Source organism: Paenibacillus sp. 2003 (assembly GCF_031455635.1).
Taxonomy (GTDB): domain Bacteria; phylum Bacillota; class Bacilli; order Paenibacillales; family Paenibacillaceae; genus Paenibacillus; species Paenibacillus amylolyticus_B.
Map to the genome: position 1 here is coordinate 133,962 of NZ_JAVDTB010000006.1, position 17,524 is coordinate 151,485.

The 17,524-nt window shown below is 46.2% G+C and carries 13 protein-coding genes and 2 riboswitches; all 13 genes read right to left on the reverse strand.

Going from position 1 to position 17,524, the window contains the following annotated elements:
* Positions 1-169 precede the first annotated feature (169 nt).
* On the reverse strand, positions 170-1,147 hold the full coding sequence (gene sdaAA, locus J2X75_RS22290) for an L-serine ammonia-lyase, iron-sulfur-dependent, subunit alpha (RefSeq protein ID WP_310340149.1): 978 nt from the start codon (positions 1,145-1,147) through the stop codon (positions 170-172).
* On the reverse strand, positions 1,137-1,826 hold the full coding sequence (gene sdaAB, locus J2X75_RS22295) for an L-serine ammonia-lyase, iron-sulfur-dependent subunit beta (RefSeq protein ID WP_310340151.1): 690 nt from the start codon (positions 1,824-1,826) through the stop codon (positions 1,137-1,139). Before sdaAB ends, sdaAA begins: the two co-directional genes overlap by 11 nt.
* A 112-nt stretch (positions 1,827-1,938) precedes the next feature.
* Positions 1,939-2,073, reverse strand: a riboswitch (glycine riboswitch).
* A gap of 4 nt (positions 2,074-2,077) precedes the next feature.
* Positions 2,078-2,200, reverse strand: a riboswitch (glycine riboswitch).
* A gap of 348 nt (positions 2,201-2,548) precedes the next feature.
* On the reverse strand, positions 2,549-3,565 hold the full coding sequence (locus J2X75_RS22300) for a phosphotransferase enzyme family protein (protein ID WP_310340153.1): 1,017 nt from the start codon (positions 3,563-3,565) through the stop codon (positions 2,549-2,551).
* A 195-nt stretch (positions 3,566-3,760) separates the two neighbouring features.
* Positions 3,761-4,516, reverse strand: a complete 756-nt coding sequence (pstB, locus tag J2X75_RS22305; protein WP_253429470.1) for a phosphate ABC transporter ATP-binding protein PstB — start codon at positions 4,514-4,516, stop codon at positions 3,761-3,763.
* A 12-nt stretch (positions 4,517-4,528) separates the two neighbouring features.
* Positions 4,529-5,416 (reverse strand): phosphate ABC transporter permease PstA, encoded by an 888-nt coding sequence (gene pstA, locus J2X75_RS22310; protein ID WP_091018663.1) that lies wholly within the window; start codon positions 5,414-5,416, stop codon positions 4,529-4,531.
* A gap of 2 nt (positions 5,417-5,418) precedes the next feature.
* Positions 5,419-6,354, reverse strand: a complete 936-nt coding sequence (gene pstC / locus J2X75_RS22315) for a phosphate ABC transporter permease subunit PstC (RefSeq protein ID WP_017690972.1) — start codon at positions 6,352-6,354, stop codon at positions 5,419-5,421.
* Positions 6,355-6,469: 115 nt separating this feature from the next.
* Entirely contained in the window at positions 6,470-7,396 is a 927-nt protein-coding gene (locus J2X75_RS22320) for a phosphate ABC transporter substrate-binding protein (protein ID WP_253429468.1), read from the reverse strand.
* Between the two features lie 771 nt (positions 7,397-8,167).
* Positions 8,168-9,460, reverse strand: a complete 1,293-nt coding sequence (locus J2X75_RS22325) for an arsenic transporter (RefSeq protein ID WP_310340157.1) — start codon at positions 9,458-9,460, stop codon at positions 8,168-8,170.
* A gap of 187 nt (positions 9,461-9,647) precedes the next feature.
* The gene (locus J2X75_RS22330) at positions 9,648-11,735 is read right to left on the reverse strand and encodes a methyl-accepting chemotaxis protein (protein ID WP_310340160.1); all 2,088 of its coding nucleotides are present in this window, start codon (positions 11,733-11,735) and stop codon (positions 9,648-9,650) included.
* A gap of 173 nt (positions 11,736-11,908) precedes the next feature.
* Positions 11,909-12,967, reverse strand: coding sequence for an EAL domain-containing protein (locus tag J2X75_RS22335; RefSeq protein ID WP_310340163.1), 1,059 nt, complete (start codon positions 12,965-12,967; stop codon positions 11,909-11,911).
* Positions 12,968-13,181: 214 nt separating this feature from the next.
* Complete coding sequence (locus J2X75_RS22340; protein ID WP_307540309.1) at positions 13,182-15,455, reverse strand: bifunctional 2',3'-cyclic-nucleotide 2'-phosphodiesterase/3'-nucleotidase; 2,274 nt, start codon at positions 15,453-15,455, stop codon at positions 13,182-13,184.
* Between the two features lie 477 nt (positions 15,456-15,932).
* Positions 15,933-16,349, reverse strand: coding sequence for a pyridoxamine 5'-phosphate oxidase family protein (locus J2X75_RS22345; protein WP_074093246.1), 417 nt, complete (start codon positions 16,347-16,349; stop codon positions 15,933-15,935).
* A 649-nt stretch (positions 16,350-16,998) separates the two neighbouring features.
* A complete protein-coding gene (locus J2X75_RS22350) occupies positions 16,999-17,457 on the reverse strand; it encodes an NUDIX domain-containing protein (protein WP_310340166.1) in 459 nt (152 codons plus the stop codon).
* Positions 17,458-17,524: the final 67 nt, after the last annotated feature.

A 17,524-nucleotide genomic window follows, 5' to 3' on the forward strand; every position in this document is an offset into this window, starting at 1 on the left:
AGATTACACATACATCTGAAGTCACATATTAGTAGCCCAGCTTCGCTTCATTTGACAGTATAAAACAAGCGTCCTGCAGAACCCGGATTCGGGTTCGCGGACGCTTGTTTTGTATTCGCCATTATACATAATAATGTCACTGATGATATCCCGGTAGTCCCAGTTCAGCTTAAACCTGAGGGTCCGTGTCCACTTGAGCATTGTCCGCCCCACTTGTAGTTGTGTCAGAATCCACTGTCTTCGACTCCATCTCCGGCTCTGCACGCTTGGCCTTCGGTTTTGCCAGCTTCTGCATCATTTTACGGCCAGTTGGCGTCTGAGCCAACCCGCCTTGGGCTGTCTCCCGGTGACGGCTCGGCATCGCACTGCCTACTTCCAGCATAACGTCGATGACTTCATCTGACGGAATAGCACTACGCACTCCGGCCAGGGCCATATCAGCCGCAGCCAGCGCCGTAACTGCACCCAGTCCGTTACGGACGATGCATGGAATCTCAACGAGGCCTGCGACCGGATCGCAGATAAGGCCCAGTGTATTTTTTAACGCCAAGCCTACGGCATGAACGACCTGTTCCGGTGTACCTCCACGCAGTTCAACCATGGCACCCGCAGCCATGCCGATCGCGGAACCCACTTCTGCCTGACAGCCACCTTCCGCACCGGAGATAAATGAATTGTTGGCAATAACATAACCGATCGCTCCCGCGCAGAACAACCCATTCACCAAATGTTCGTCCGTCCAGCCAAATCGCTCCTGTGAGCTAATAAAAACACCGGGGATGATGCCGCAGGAACCGGCTGTTGGTGTTGCCACAATCCGGCCCATGGAGGCATTTACTTCAGATACACACAGGGCATACGCCATGGCAAGTGCGGAAGCATCTCCTGAGCAAGTTTCACCCTTGCGAATGTACTCGGCCATTCTTTTACCGTCTCCACCCGTTAATCCACTGCGTGAAGTGGTATCTTCCGTTAACCCTTTACGTACCGCTTCCTTCATCACCTGATAATATTCAGACATCTGCTTCACAACATCCGCTTCCGGTGTATTGGTCTCCTGAACCTGCTCCTCGATCATCAGTTGAGCAATCGTTTTGGATTCCGCTGTACAGATCGTATTCAGTTCGTGTAAATGTTTAAATCGCATCCGAATCAACTCCTCTCTTCAAATCGATGACACGAATGTCCAGTACATGATCCAGCTCCTTCAGACGCTTGAGCATATCAGGATTCGGCACGCCGTCCATCTCCATCGCAGTAAGCGCTTCGCCATCACGGGCTTTCCGATCCACCTGCATATACCCGATGTTAACCTCGGATGAACTGATCGTGGACGTTACCGAGGCAAGCACTCCCGCTTTGTCCGCATGCCGCAGCACAAGTGTCGGAAACTCACCACTAATCTGGACACGAAAATCATTCATCGCATGCACCGATACACTACCACCACCAATAGAAGCACCGATTAAGGAACAGGTACGCCCTTCATGCCACAACTCAATTTTGACCGTATTGGGATGAGGAGCAGGCAGGCCGCTTGTATAAAACTCGACTTCCATGCCCGCTTCCTCTGCGTATTGCTCTGCATCCGGAATACGCGGATCGTCTGTGACATAATCCAGCAGACCGCCGATCAGTGCCAGATCTGTTCCGTGCCCCTGATACGTATCAGCAAATGAACCGTATAGTGTCAACCGGGCACGATCGGGCGTACAACCTAGCCACTGACGAGCGATTCTTCCGAGCCTTGCTGCTCCAGCTGTATGTGAACTTGAAGGCCCCGTCATCGACGGACCAATAATTGAGAAAACATCTTTAAATCGCACCTTGTAACCCTCCAATTGTGTTCGTCATTTCCATCCAGATCCCATGCCATAATGTTCCTTTATTACTGAATGATGACATCAAAAAAGGACAGAAGAAGGCCTCAGGCCCTCTCTCTGTCCTCGATACCTGAGAGTTTCACGATCAGCAGTGTCTCACGACAAGGTGCATTGCCTGCGATTACAGACAAGTCACCGGACTAACTGATCATATACCCCTTGGGTGGCGCAGTTCGCGCACTCTCCAGAGTTGCGTCCAACGATGGTACATTTACCTGAGAGATTAACCGCTGCGCCGGGTGCGCAGCAGCTTGCTCCTTCGGTGCCTGAACACTAGCCATTGCTCGGCTAACTCAGGTCTCTCCCGCTCGTTATCATCCGCTGTATGGAACCATTCTGAGCGTATGTCAGAACAGTAATGGAAATCGTTCATTTCTTCTTCATTAAGATTAATCGACCGGAAGATCAGTGTCAACAAACTTAACGATTTCTTTGGATGTATTTCCTTGATTTCCTATTGAACCGATGAAAACCAGAATATTTTGTCAGCTTTCATCACATTAATACGATAAAAGGATATTTTAAACATATTATTTCATTTTCCTTCAATCAAAGATGTGCTTACTACTATTTATGATATTGTCCACGAAACTGTTCGGGTATTCAGGCAACCATAATATTTGAACCACACTGTTCGTAGCCCTTCCTGATCTGCACACCCTAATTCACAGTTCGTAGAAGATACTCTCGTTCTGTACATAGGGTCTGCAATACTTGCTGCATAACTTCGGCATGCGGTCTTTCATCCATTCGTGTCTCGACTCATTCGCCATCTGAAAGGCATAATAACCCAGTGTAAAGATCAACATGAATCCTTCCATTAATCGGATATCACGATCCGTCAGTGGCGCGATCTGTTTGGTATAACCTGATAAGAATATGTCACGTTCCTCCCGATTGAACATAAGTGCTGCCCCTCCGGCATCGAAAAGATAATAACCATAACCGTGTAGGCAAAAATCAATCAAGGACATCCCCTGATCCGTTATCAGCAGATTGTTGCGAGTAATATCCCCATGAATGATCCCCCATGTCCCTGCGTGCTGCGGGTATGTTTCTAGCTGCTCATTAATGTTCTCAAACGTCTCACGAAGCAGATCGAAGTCTTCCGTTGTAAAAATCCCCAGTCGGACGCCTTCCTCTAGCTGCCCTAGCATGACCAAGTTCTCATGAATGTTGCCATATGCCGGCCGCACCTTTGTTTGATCTGTCTGATTCTGCTCACGCCCATATTGATGAAGCATCTGCAGTTGTGCCCCAAGATCATAGATCTGTTCTGTTGTCAGGCGTTCTCCCTGCTGGATGTCCCTTCCCTCAATCCACTCCAGAACTGTACAGCAGATCTCTTTACCTGCTTCACTTGTCCATAACGTGACCCAATCTCCTGATACATTGCGTACCGGATGCTGTACGCGTAATGCTGTCGTTGCATTTAACTCATGAAGCAGGTTCATCTCTGCCTCCAGCGCAGGAGGCGTATGCTGAATACCTGTCATACTTGCATATGCGGCTTGATGGATACGTAGCAGATACTTCTGCCCGCTTGCTTCATCAACGACATGATACGTCAGATTCTCATTATGACGAATATATGAAACGACAGGTTTCTCAATAGTGTAGTTCTGTATAATCTGAGCTGCCATATGGTCGTAAGACATCTGATCCGTAGTGATTATCAACATCTCCTTCAAAGTAATGTAAACGTTCTCTTAATACTAAATATCGTAGCATGATTGCTTTGCATACAGCAAATTCTTCCGAAATGAAATTTAAAAAGCACAACCCCCGAACAACCGTCCAGGCATTGTGCTTTCTTTTGTCTCTATTTATTTCTCAATCTCTCTGTCTGTTGCTCTATGTGACACTCCATAATCCAATTAACCGAAACGACCCATAATGTATTCTTGCGTCAGACGATTGTCCGGGTTCGTGAAAATATGCTCTGTGTCCCCGTGCTCAATCATGCTTCCCAGATAGAAATAAGCTGTATAATCCGAGATGCGTGCCGCCTGCTGCATGTTATGGGTAACAATAACAATCCGCAGCTCCTTCTTGAGCTCGGTAATCAATTCTTCAACTTTACCCGTGGATACCGGGTCAAGTGCAGATGCAGGCTCATCGAGCAGCAGAATCTGCGGATCAACAGACAGGGCGCGGGCGATACATAAACGCTGCTGTTGTCCACCTGAGAGAGACAGGGCTGATTCATTCAGCCTGTCTTTCACTTCGTCCCAGAGCGCAGCACGACGCAAGCTTTTTTCCACAATCTCATCCAGTGCCTTCTTACTCTTTGTACCACGGTAGCGGGGGCCAAACGCGATATTGTTGTAGATGGACTTATGAAAAGGATTTGGCTTCTGCCACACCATGCCAATCTTCTGGCGAAGCTTGATTACATCGGTTCCAGGCTCATTCAGATCGTTACCGTCCATCCAGATATGTCCCTCTGTGCGGGAACCGGCGATCTCGTCGTTCATTCGGTTAAGCGACCGGAGGAACGTGGATTTACCGCAGCCAGACGGCCCGATGAGCGCCGTTACGCTCGCTTCGGGAAATGTAAGACTGATCTGCTTGACCGCCTGAAAATGTCCATAATATATGCTTAACTGTTCCGTACCAAAAGGTATGGCCATGTTGGTTCCTCCTTATTTCGAAGCTGTCATGCGGCGGAATACAACCCGACCGATCCAGCGCGCACTTAGATTGAACGCCAGCACGAGAATGACAAGCACAGCTGATGCACCTGCTGCCACCTCTTTGGAATCTGGCCCAATGCCTTCACTGTTCACTTTCCAGATATGGACAGCAAGTGTCTCTGCCGGACGGAACGGATTAAGCGGTGATCTTGGACTCGTCGGATTCCAATCTGTAAAGTCCAGTGGTGGACTACTCATACCTGCGGTGAACATCAACGCTGCCGCCTCACCAAAGATCCGGCCCGATGCCAGAATCGTACCCGTAATCAAACTCGGCAATGCCACAGGCAGCAGAATGGAAGTGATAATCTTCCACTTGGACAGTCCAAGTGCAAGACCCGCTTCCTTCTGTTCCTTCGGAACAGCCCGGAAGGCCTGCTCCGTTGTCCGTACCATCAGTGGCAAGTTAAAGATCGCCAGAGCCAAGGCACCCGAGATCAGGGAGAAACCAAGACCAAATTGATTTACAAGCAATAAGAGACCAAACAAACCGATAACGATGGAAGGGAATGATGACAACACTTCAACGACCAGACGAATGAAGCTGGTGATCTTGCCTGGTTTGGCGTATTCAGCCATGTAAATTCCACCGCCCCATCCGAGTGGGATGGTCACAATCAATGTCAGGACAAGCAAGAATACGGAGTTAAAGAGCTGTGGACCAATCCCGCCGCCACCCTTAAGCAACTGGGGTGCACTCGTCAGGAAGTTCCAGCTAATATGTCCAATTCCTCTATACATGATGAAGCCAAGCAGACCGAGCAATATAATAACAATGAACAGGGCCAATACAACGATAACGGATGTTGCAATTTTATCTACCGTCTTTGCCTTCATTTTCATACCCGGTTCCTCCTTTCAAGCAGGCGAACCAGAATGACGAAGACAAATGTCATCACCAGCAGGACAAGCGCCATACTCCACAGTGCATTGTTATGAACAGAACCCATCGTGGTGTTACCCATGCTGAGTGTAATTACACTTGTTAATGTTGAAGCCGATTCGAGCAAGGATGTTGGAACATGCGGTGCATTACCGATAACCATCTGCACAGCAAGGGCCTCACCAAAAGCACGAGCCATACCCAAAACGACACCTGTCAACAAAGCTGGCAAAGTCGTAGGAATGATGACACGGTAGATGGTTTGCCAGCGAGTGGCACCCAGTGCGTACGAGGATTCACGCAATCCTTTTGGCAAAGCAGACAACGCATCTGCCATAATACTTGTTACCGTAGGAAGAATCATTACCGCCAGAACAAGACATCCGGCTGCAATCCCGACGCCTGTTCCACCAAAGATACTGCGCAGCAAAGGTACGATGACACTCAGACCGATAAATCCGTACACAACAGACGGAATTCCAGACAAGAGCTCAATGGCCGGTTGCAATATTTTTTTCCCTTTACCCGGTACAATCTCTGTCATGAAGAGTGCTGCACACAGGCCAAGTGGACTAGCGATCAATGCTGCAAGCAAGGTTGTAATGAAAGAACCTGTAATGAACGGTAATGCCCCGTAGAATGCAGGTTCTCCGGTTGGATTCCACGTCTTTCCACCAAGGAATTCGCTTATGCTTATTCCGTTTTGGAAAAATGTGGACAGTCCCTTGGACGCTACAAAATAAACAATGGAAAACATGACAACGATCAGGAAAACGACACAAATCGACGTATAGATCCGTCCCGTCCACTCTTCCCAATAATGTTTCTCTTTTAAGGGCCGGCGCGGTTTCAACTTGTTATTCATTACCGTTCCCCCTTCGGTCTGTTCCATAACAACCATCCTTCTATAGTAGAATTAATGCAAAATATGGGATTATTTCAGAGCAAACCGCGTAAAGAGGCGGGACCTAAGTCCGCCTCTTTCGCTGTATGCGCAAGTTCAAAGATTATTGAACCACATTACCTGCTGCATCGCGTTTTACTTTCATACCTGACATTGGAATGTATCCAAGTTCTGTCACGTCGTTTTGTTGAATTTCGTCACTCAGGATGTAGTCCAGGAAAGCTTTTGTTGCTGCATCCGGCTCACCTTTTGTGTACATGTGCTCGTAAGCCCACACTGGATACGTTCCTGCTTCCACGTTCTCAACTGTTGCTTCTACACCTTCGTACTTCAATACTTGCAAGCTATCATCCAAGTAAGACAGGGCGAGGTAACCAATAGCACCTGGCGTTTCAGCTACCAATTTTTTTACGTTACCAGAAGAATCTTCTTGAATCGAACCTTGGATATCATCCATTTTTGCACCCAATGCATACTTCTCGAAAGTTGCACGAGTACCGGAACTACTTGGACGGTTTACAATAACAATTGCTTTATCCGCGCCACCAACGTCTTTCCAGTTCTTCACTTTACCGGAGAAAATGTCAACCAGTTGTTGCTTAGTCAAATCTTCTACACCTGCATCTTTGTTGCTAACTGGAGCCATAGCTACTACGGCTACTTGATGGTCAACCAGTTCTTTTACTTTGGCTTCGTCCTCCAGCTTCTCTTCTGCAAATACATCAGAGTTACCGATTGTAGCTTGTCCGTCAGATACTTGCGTCAAGCCAGTACCACTACCGCCACCTTGAACTTGAACCGTTACGTTCTTATATTCATCAACTGCCATAAATTTCTGTCCAGCTTGTTCTACCAGAGGTAACAATGCTGTTGATCCGACTGCCAGAATGTTACCGCTAAGCTCAGCAGCAGCTTCCCCTGATCCATTGCTTGCAGCACCCTCTGTACCCGCGTCATTTTTCGATCCGCATGCAGCGAGCACCAGTACGAACGTTAAGGTCATCAAAATAAACGGCAACTTTTTAAACATGTTTTGTTTTCCTCCCCCAATGTAGTGATGGCGTTTTGTGAATTTGTTTGTTCACCATCAACTCTTTACTCATTGTAGTTTCGGTATGTCATCTTAAAATCAGTGTTTTGTAAACGCAATGTTAAAAATATCGGCTGTATATTGAAATTTATCTGAGAGAAATTGCGCTGAAGTGGTCACTTCGGGAACGGATTCAATGTAAATCCGTATTGTGTCCAAATTTCCATGAAAAAAATTTACTTATAGATATATGAAGTAGCTAATACCATAAGTGGCCGTTCCGGTTACGGATCGTTCTTCTGATCGCTGTTGTCTCCAAATTTCTTTGATCAATAATTTTAATTGTTGTAATTAGGAGACAAAGGCGAACGCTTCGCTTCTTCAGAATCGATTCCGTCCCCTTCACTACGATCGTGGTTTTATCTACGCATTAAGACCAAGGAAAAAGTTATTCTTTTCTTACAGGTGAAAACGACACACAATCGTTCAGTTCCCTGCACTGTGTCAGCGCTCGTTGAATCTCAGGCATTTCAATCTTCAGCCTGAGAAGTAGTAAAAAATGGCCAGCCCTATAGTAGGCTGGCCTTATGTAATTGGTTTAGGTACTTAATAGAGATAGAAAATTTTCATTTCTTCTATAGAAGAAACAGAAGAAAAACAAAGAAACTGCCCCGCCGCCAGTGCATAGCACCAGCGGCGAGGCAGCGAAGAGAGCAGTCTTTTACAATACATTGAAAGAATCAGATACTTCTAACATACAAGCTAATTTTTCTAACCCAGAATCCATAACCACAACGCCAACCCGGCTAGCGTAATTAACAAGGTTGGAATGGTCAGGATAATGCCTGCTTTGAAATAATACCCCCATGTAATCTTCACACCTTTGCGGGATAACACGTGCAGCCACAGCAATGTGGCAAGTGATCCAATCGGGGTCATTTTGGGACCCAGGTCGGAACCAATGACATTGGCATAGATCAATGCTTCCTGAATAATACCTTCGGTATGTGCGCCCTGAATGGCTAGCAGGTTAATCAACACGGTCGGCAGGTTGTTCATCACCGATGATAATACAGCAGCGATGATGCCCATCCCGAGCGAAGCAGCCAGCAGACCATGCTCTGCTATGGCATCCAGCCAGCGACTCAGATGATCCGTTAACCCTGCATTACGCAGTCCATATACGACGATGTACATGCCCACCGAGAACACCACAATCGACCATGGCGCTTCCTTAATTACCCGCTTCAGATCAACAGCCTCGCTCTTGCGTGCCAATAAAGCGAACAGCAGCGCAACGGAGCCAACGATAACCGACACGGGAATCGGCAGAAACTCACTGGAGACATAGGCAACCAATAACAGCCCAAGCATGAACCAGGCGATTCGGAACATCCGTGGATCACGTATCGCTTCCTTCGGGTCACGTGCCGCGGAGATGTCGTAGCGAAGGGGTATGCTTTTGCGATAGAACAAAAACAACATCCCCGTACTCGCTACGATTGAGAACAGATTGGGCACGACCATGCGTACAGCATACTCCACAAATGTAATACCAAAGAAATCGGCTGACACAATGTTAACCAGATTGCTGACGACTAACGGTAACGACGTGGTATCGGCGATAAATCCACTCGCCATCACAAAAGCCAACACCATGCGCTCATCAAACTTCAATGCACGCACCATCGCCAGCACAATTGGCGTCAGAATGAGCGCCGCACCATCATTCGCGAACAGAGCAGACACAGCGGCTCCCAGCAGAATGGAGTAGAAGAACAGTCTGCGACCGTCTCCTCCAGCCAGCCTTGCCATATGAAGGGCAGCCCATTCGAAGAAACCCGTCTCGTCGAGGATGAGAGAAATCATAATAATGCCAACAAAGGCCAGTGTTGCATTCCATACAATAGATGCCACATCCGAGGCATCGTTTAAGCTGACAACTCCACATAGCAGGGCAAGCAATGCCCCGCCCGAGGCAGTCCAACCGATACCCAACCCACGAGGTTGCCAGATCACCAAGGTGATCGTCACTACAAAAATCAGTATTGCTACGTATACCATAGAGCCTCCTGCTGTACCCTGTATCCATATATTATTTCGTTAATTCGATCTTGTTTTGTAAGATTACACCGCTATACGCGCAGAATAACCAGACGATATATTTATACAGGGCTACAGGAGCAATGTCTATCTTTATTTTCTTCTATTATAAAGAGTGTGGTAAATTATGGCGTTCCAATGTTAGATTTTATTCTTTGCCCTTATCCTTCGGTGTATCCTCCACCATCTTGAACATGCCAAGCAATCCTTGTAATTGTTCCGCCATGCTATTCAAATGTGCCGATGATGATGCGATCTCTTCTACCGATGCCAGTTGTTCTTGCGAAGATGCAGACACGGATTCTGTATTCGCAGCCGATTCCTGGGTCACATTCGAAATATCACTCATCGCCTTGGCAACGTGGGATGCACCACTCTCCAGTTGCTTCGTTGTTGCGGACAAGTCATCCAATGTATGAACAGCATCTTCCACCGCCTCCCGAATCTGAGCAAAGGATTGTCCTGACGTATTCACAGCCTGAATTCCTTCTCCTACCCGAGTCTGAGCCGCATTCATGGCGATTAGAGCGGCATCCATGTCCTGACGGATATTATGAACCACCTCACCAATCTGCGCTGCCGAACTTCCGGATTCTTCTGCCAGTTTGCGTACCTCACCGGCTACAACTGCAAACCCACGACCCGCATCCCCCGCTCTTGCCGCTTCAATAGAAGCATTTAATGCGAGCAAGTTCGTTTGTTTGGAGATGGATGCAATGACATCAACCATGCTACCAATCTCAACGGAACGGGCATTCAGAGATTGAACCACCGTTCCCAGCTGCTCCACCGTTTCCTGGATACTGTTCATCTGCTCCACAGCCTGTCCTGCTGCCTCATTCCCAGAAGAAGCCGCTCCGGACGTATTCCGCATATTCGCCGTAATCGATTGCACACGCTCCGACATCATTCGAACATCTTCTGCCATTCGGCTCATCTGTCCCGATCCGTCTTTCACGCTGTTTACCTGCTGCTCTGCACCTTCAGCCAGTTCCTGAATGGCCTGTGTTGAATGTTCAATCGCTTTGGTGGTTTGTTCTGCACTGGCAGACAACTCTTGAGAAGAAGCAGACACCTGCTCTGTCGTTTCTTGTACACCAAGAATCATCATCCGCAGATTATCGACCATACGTTCAAAATACTTCGCCAGTTCTCCGACTTCATCTTTACGTCCTGTTTCCATTTTCACGGTCAAGTCACCTTTACTTACAGCTCTGGCTGATTCCTGCAATCGTTTAATTGGACGCAGCATGGAGCGTGTAAACCAGATAATAAAGAGGAGCGTAAGGAACGTAGCCGCCAGAATAACAATAAATGTGGCCATGCGAATATCCTTACTCGCATTGGTTATTTCACTCTTGGACATCGCGCCGGCAATTTTCCAGCCTGTTGCTTCATTTGTTGAAAAAATCATCATCTTCGGCTGATCGTTGAACACATAATCGAATTGACCTTCTGGACCTTCATACATCTCATCCAGCAAGCCACTCGTTTCCGGCGTACCTGCATCTGCTACAGGGGATACGACATAGTTTTTGTTTGCATCCATTATAATGACGTAACCTTCTTTGCCCACCTTAATGGATGCCTGCTCTTGCAGATCTGTTAGATCCATAGACAAACCGACAACACCGGATTGGTCTTTTAATGTTTTGGAGATAAATACAACGGCAACGCCATCGGTATTAACAGACACAGCTGATACGACGGCTGTACCCGGCTTTTCCATCGCTAGTTTGTACCACTCCCGCTCCCTAGGATCATATGCATCTCCACGCGTACTGCTTGCTGTTGCTTTACCTCGAACCATGACTCCATCCGTTGTTCCCACAAAAATGTTCATGGCATCGGGATGCAAGCCCAGATATTGCTCCAGCTTTAACTGAAGCTCTGTACTATCGTTCTCCCCTTTGATCAGGCTCGGATCAAGGGCATCCGCGAAATAGTTAATGTCATGAATCTTGTTATTCACTTGACTTTCTACAATGGTATTGGCAGTGCTCACACTTTGCATGGCACTATCCACTAATTGTCCTTGTACGCCATCTTCAGCCATCGTCAGTGTGATCAAGCCGATCGCCAAGCTTGGCAGGAGCAGAACTGCCAGGAAGGAGACCAATAGTTTGTTCCTTATATTCCAGACGAAACCTTTCTTTTTCTTCTTTTTATTTTGATTATGTTTTGGTTTGGCAGGTTTCGCTGCTTTCATTGGTTTATTATCCTGAGTTTCACTCATGTCTTTCTCCCCCTCAAAATGTAAAAATGCCCTCTTTCTTTGTATGTATGGATCAATCTAAAAGGCTTATCTTATATATCGGCTAAATGAGGGTATTTATTTGAGAGAAAAATGTGCAGGCACGCCAAACAAGCCACCTCTGATCAGAAGCGACTTGTACAAGCTACAGGTTACTAATTATTACATAAATTAGATGAAGTATTGCAGTACGGACCGCCTGGCGGTTGTGCCGAGGGTTTACCAAAATAGTAGCCCTGGGCAAGCTCAATACCTATGGAACGACAGAATTCAAACTCTTCCATTCGTTCGATCCCCTCGGCAAGGACTTGCCCTCCAAATCGACTCGACATCTCAACAATATGAAGAATTTGCTGTTGTTTGGTCGAATCCTGATCACATCGGTCAATAAGACTTCGATCTATTTTGACAAAATCCGGTTCTAACCTATTCATCAACTCTATTGTCGAATATCCGGCACCCACATCATCCAGTGCAACCGACATTCCACGGGAACGATATACCTCAAATATTTGCTGCAAGATGGGCATATGCTGAATCTGCTCTGTTTCCACGACTTCAAACACAAAATCTTTAGGGTCAAGCGAAAGACGTTCAATCGCTTCAAACGTATGTGTCAGACAATATTCGGGTTTATATATGGAGGAAGGCAGGAAATTTACGAAGCGTTTGACACCATGCGGCAGAAAAAGGGCACTGGTCTCAATAGCAGTAATACGCGCCAATCGATCCAGAAAAGAATGTAGTCCGGTCTCACGCGCAACTTCAAATAATTCATAGGAACTGAAGGATTTTCCATTCTCAGCAGGACGAAGCAAAAACTCATATCCGATAATCTGCTCCGATGCATCAACGATGGGTTGCATATGACTGCTGAATTGATGCTCCAGAATAATGGAAACAAGCTCCGCATGTTTGAAACGGGACTCCTGCATGGTTAGACTAATCCAGCTTTCTTCATTAGCCTGTTCGTAAATAGGCATAATCTGAACAGTTAGGGAATCACGTAATGTCGGATCAATTTCGCCGATCTGTTCTATTAAGCTCTGAACCGTCTCCAGATTCGAAAAATGCATCCACATCATGTCATCCGACGTCTCGATAAGTCTTCCCGGCGTTTGTAGCGCTTCCAGCAAAGCGGGGGAAATGGGACGCAAGTACAAGGTACCTTGGCCCTCTATAGGATAGATTGGACTGCAGCCACTGCAATTCATGTAGGACCCCCCTTGCCAATTTAGATTCCATGTCCATTAATGTTCACTTGTATATACCCAAAGTTTGTAAATATTATATCATGGGTCTTAAAATTAATCTCTACTGTTTTGATGACTTCCTGTATGACGATTCTTGGAACAAATATATTCAAATTTACAGAAAAAAAGACCGACAGTCTGATGACTGTCGGTCTCCTCCTCAGCTTATTAAACTTTAAGATGCGGGAATCACGATCTTCTGTCCAACTTTCAGGTTATGCACATTTGAGATTTTGTTAGCTGTCGCAAGCTTGCGCCAGTCCACACCATATTTTAAGCCGATACGGTACAAGTTATCCCCTTTTTTCACCACATATACCACTTTGCCGCCCGCTGGTTTCTCAGGCTGTGGCTTGGTCGTTGGTTTGGTTGGAGTAGTCGGCTCCGTAGGTTTAGTTGGCTTTGTAGGCGTAGGAGCAGGCTCCGTACCTGGTTTCGGTGTTGTTGTTGCTTCTCCAGTCAATTTCATGCCGTATTCAGCAAAACCATCATCATTTGTACCAATGAAAGACATCGCCGGGTTCGCTTCTACCAGATTTTTGGCATCCGGGGAAGATGCGAATACCACTTCAAGGTCGTTAAGTGCTGCTGCGGTTAACCCAGCAGATGGTTTGATTGGTGCCAGAGACCAGTTGCCGTCCGCTGCCGGATTAATCGTTTTATTCTCACGGATGTAGTCGATGATCACTTGACGGTTCTCATCCGGTGCAGCCAGAACGATCCGTTTGCCGTCCGGGTTAGCCAGTTTGGATGAAGAAGCACGGTAGTTATTTGTCGCTACAATGAATTTTTGTGCTGGATCAACCGGTTTGCCGTTAAAGCTCAGGTCCTTGATCCGGCTTGCGGATGCATTAACAATCGTAGCTTTGCTATCGTATTTGGCTGGTTGGGTCACATCAATCTGATACGTTACACCATCGATAACATCGAAGTTGTACGTTGGGAAGTCGTTGTTGATCAGTTGTTGTTGTCCACCTTTAGCCGGGTCGATCTGGTTGAACTGGCCTGCAGACCATTCCAGCCATTCTTTCAGTTCTGCGCCGTTAACCATTACAGCATGTACCGTATTTGGATATACGTACAGGTCAGCAACGTTTTTGATCGCAATGGTGCCTTTAGGAATATTCGTGTAATACGAAGCGCCTGAACGTCCACCGGCTTTGAATGGTGCACCTGCGGACAATACAGGGATTTTCTCATATTCCGTACCTTGCATATGTTTTTCGACATACCATTTCTGTGCATTCGTTACGATCTGGATGGATGGATCATCCTGCACCAGAGCGAAGAAGCTGTTGATAGGTGCAGTCGTTTCGCCCACCGGACCACGAACATACTCCAATGTACCTTCATGCTCTTCATGAACCGCATCAATGATGTCCTGATCCGCATCTACCAATGGCTTTTTGTTGGCTGTGTCATAGATTGGGCGTGCTTCCGTTTTGGAATCAACCACTTTCCATTTGCCATCAACCAGCTCCAGATCCAGGTCGATGATACCAAGATGATCACCCCAGAACCCTGGCTCTACAGCAGGAACGCCATTAATTGTACCTTTCTCAAGGTCTACCCCTTTTTTTCCAGCAAAATCAGCACTTGGGAATACTTTGTGAGCATGTCCAAACAGAATAGCATTAATGCCTTCTACCTGGCTCAGGTACAGTACGGAGTTCTCCATCAGATCCGTTTGAGGAATATCCTCAAATCCGGAGTGAGGGATGGCTACAACAATGTCGGCACCTTCGGCTTTCATTTTTGGAATGAATTTTTTCGCGGTAGCAATAATATCCTTGGCGATTACTTTACCTTCAAGGTTAGCGCTATCCCACTGCATGATTTGAGGCGGTACAAATCCGATCACACCCACTTTGATCGTATGTTCCTTGCCAGTCTCATCCGTTACTTTTTTATCCAAAATCTCATACGGTGTGAAGTAATTCTTGTCATTTGTCTCATCATCATCACCATCGTCTACATAAACATTGGCATTAATGTAAGGGAAGTTTGCTCCCTCCAGCGTCATGTCCAGGAAGTCCAGACCATAGTTGAACTCATGGTTACCGATGTTACCTGCATCATAATCGAGCAGATTCATCGCTTTATATACAGGGTGAGTCTCACCCTTTTTCAGTGGATCAATCTTTGCAACATAGTCTCCCAGCGGGTTACCCTGAATCAGATCACCATTGTCGAAAAGTAAGCTGTTCTTGGCTTCATCACGCGCTTTTTTGATCAGTGTAGCTGTTTTGGCGAGTCCATACTGGTCTGTCTCTTTGTCGGAATAATAATCGTAGTTAATCAGATTGTCATGAATATCTGTTGTCTCCATGATCCGCAGTTTAACTTTGGCAGCATCCGCAGCCGATACAGGTACCGGAAACACCGCAAGCACGTTTAATGCAACCAAAGCGGCAGTCAGGCTTGATAATACTTTTTTACTCGTTTTCAAAATAACCCCTCCCGGTTATGTACATTGAATCATGCATTAATGGGCAAACGAAGAGCGCAGAAAAAAGATAGATTTCATGGGTTGTGCGTACTGACGCTCTGATGACATGCATCGGAATTTCAGGTAAGTTTATCTCACATGAACATCTATTTATGTCTGTGCTTGTCGTTTACATTCCAAATCATAACGCAATGTTCAGCCATTGAAAAGCATTATTTTTTACATTAACCGCACATACCTAGGCAAGTTTACATTATCATGCGTGATTTCGACAATTTTTTCAACATTTTAGTAGGTATATCGTACTTATTATCTCTAAAATACGTATATTACATGTGTCTTACATGTATAACCAATTAAGCGTTATTCATCCATAACAAAAACCGTGAAACCTTCATGGCTTTCACGGTTGGATTAAACTCTGCGGGTATTTTCGCATAAGGACGCTACTTTGCAGAGGTTATGTTCATATTTGGATTATTGTTCCCACACATGATGTTCATGATCTTTCCCTGTATATTCAATACGAGTCGGGGTGATGTCCAGAATGACATAGTTTGGATCATTAGGTCCATCGAACCACGCCTTCAGTTCGTCGTTCCACACTTGCTCACGCAAGCCTTCGTTCTTCGTCACTTCACAGGTCCCTTCGATCTCAACTACTTCCTTGGAACCACCAGCCTCATAACCCAGTAGCAGGCTAACATTCGGATTATTCTCCAGTTCCTCTACTTTGTGTGTACGGCGGTTCGTTGCCAGATGAATGTTCAGTCCATCGTTGAAAAGCGCCATATAGCGGGATTTTGGTTTACCATTCTCCACAGTGGAGAAGCTGCAAAAAGGGTTGTTTTCCAATGCTTTTACAATGTTTTGTTCCAATTCAGTCTGGTTCATGGGAAGTGCTCCTTTCGGTTTGGGGGATATTGGAAGGACTATGTAGGCCGTTGCGGGTGCGGATCGTTTTCTTTGGATCGCTGTTATCTCACGATGATCCTGATCTCTTCATCGTATACGTTGGATTAAAGACGATTTACACTGACACTACGATGACAGAATAACCTTCCAATCGCTGTTATCCCCAGATTTTTTTTGATTCCCTTTTCTCAAGGGAAAAATCCGGTGATAAAGGCGACCGCTTCGCTTTTTCAGGTTTCTTCTGTCCTCTCCGTTATCGTGTAAATGTTTAATTCAATGGATATGCAAGTGAAAATCAAGGATACAAGCAGACACTTCGCTTCCTCAGAATCGATTCCGTCCCCTCCACTACGTCTACTGTTCTCCCAATTTGAGGAGTGGTTAAGCTAAAGTTCAAACAGAAACCTGTACTTAACTTTGCAGGTTTCGTTTCTTTAGGTTTTATCCGCTCCGTCGCCGTGTATAAGTACAGTCAACTTACGTTAGGTGTAATAAGCCTGTACTTATAGTGTACCCACCTCACCTATGGTGAATCCATGAACCGATACGCCAACGTGACAAAATTGGAAAAGTTCTTTATAAAAATATTTACATAAAGGGATTATCTCATATCGTTCCTAGGATCATTTCAATTCAAATCTCCAAGATAGATTGATGAAGAATCCGATTTAAGCAGCAGCTCACCAATGGTTTTTGGATATAAACGAATCTGGGACAGCTCTTCAAGTGCAATCCATTCCACAGCGACTTGGTGGTCGTCTGGATTGGAGCCTTCATAAACGGTTGCCTCCGGATCTATCAGGCTGCACGCAAAATAAAATTCAACCTGGTGGATGTCTGCATCCCAATCGGCGAATTCATGATTTTTTCCGATATACTCCCGGATATGTAACAGCTCTCCCACGTTCACAGCCTGACCAATTTCCTCCAGACATTCGCGCGCGACCGCATCCTTGAGTTCTTCACCTTTCTCCTGTCCTCCACCCGGGAACACATAAGCGGTACCATATTGGTCTTCCAGCCGGATGACCAGCAATCGTCCATCCTGCACAATGACAGCTTTCGCCGAGTTGCGTATGGGTTTCATTCTGTTCATTCACTCCTTGTCATTCCAAAATTTCAAAGTTCAATCCGAACAACCTGATACTACTGTT